Origin of the sequence: Stenotrophomonas terrae, from assembly GCF_001431465.1 — a bacterium.
Classification (GTDB): domain Bacteria; phylum Pseudomonadota; class Gammaproteobacteria; order Xanthomonadales; family Xanthomonadaceae; genus Stenotrophomonas; species Stenotrophomonas terrae.
Window position 1 is genome coordinate 1 of sequence record NZ_LDJJ01000099.1, and the last position, 934, is coordinate 934.

Here is a 934-nt window from a genome sequence, read left to right on the forward strand (position 1 = left end):
CGCAGGGCGGCGAAGACACGCTCGGCAGTGCCAGGTACACCCATCAGGCCGGTACCTTCCAGGTTCAACACGGCCAGGTCCGAACTCAGCGTCAGGCCCTTGATCGGGCCGCTGCTGGAGCTTTCGGCGGTGATGCGGGTGCCCGGATGATCAGGCTGGAACGTGTTGCGGATGATGATCGGCAGGCCACGTTCGATCGCCGGTGACATCGTCTGCGGATGCACCACCTTTGCGCCGAAATACGCCAGTTCACAGGCTTCGTCATAGCTGAGGGCATCCAACTGCACCGCCTCGGGTACCACCCGCGGGTCGGCCGAAAGCACGCCATCAACGTCGGTCCAGATATGCAGCTCGTCGGCGGCGAACAAGGCAGCAAAGATCGCGCCGGAGAAGTCACTGCCGTTGCGGCCCAGGGTGGTGATGTTGCCCTTGCGGTCACGGGCGACAAAGCCGGTCACAACCAACCGCCGCGCCGGGTGGGTTTCGCGCCACAGCGCCAGTTTGGCAGCGCTGGACTTCCAATCCACGTCCACACCCAGCTCGCCGTGATTGACCACCAGCACATCGCGGGCGTCCAGCACGTCGGCATCTTCGCCCAGTGCCTGCAGGTGATGGCCCAGCAGATGGGCGGAAAACACCTCGCCCAGGCCCTGCACGCGATCCAGCACTTCCTGCGGCAATTCGCCGATCACCGCCAGTGCGGCAAGGATTTCACGCAGGCGCTCGAAGCGCGCATCCAGCCATTCGATGGTTGCCCCGGAATGTTCGCCCAGCAGCGCAGCGGCGGCACCGCGATGGCGCGCGCGCAGTTCGTGCCAGCGTTCATCCCAGGCCGGATCGGCAGCAGCGGCCGCCCTAGCCAGATCAATCAGCGCATCGGTCACGCCCTTCATCGCCGATACCACGGTGACCTGCCTGTCCCCAACACACATCT

Annotated in this window: 1 protein-coding gene; it reads right to left on the reverse strand. The window is 65.1% G+C overall.

Translation table 11 applies throughout. The features are described 5' to 3' along the window. On the reverse strand, nucleotides 1-934 hold a 934-nt coding region (locus ABB27_RS18735; protein WP_152984691.1), incomplete at both ends, for an aspartate kinase.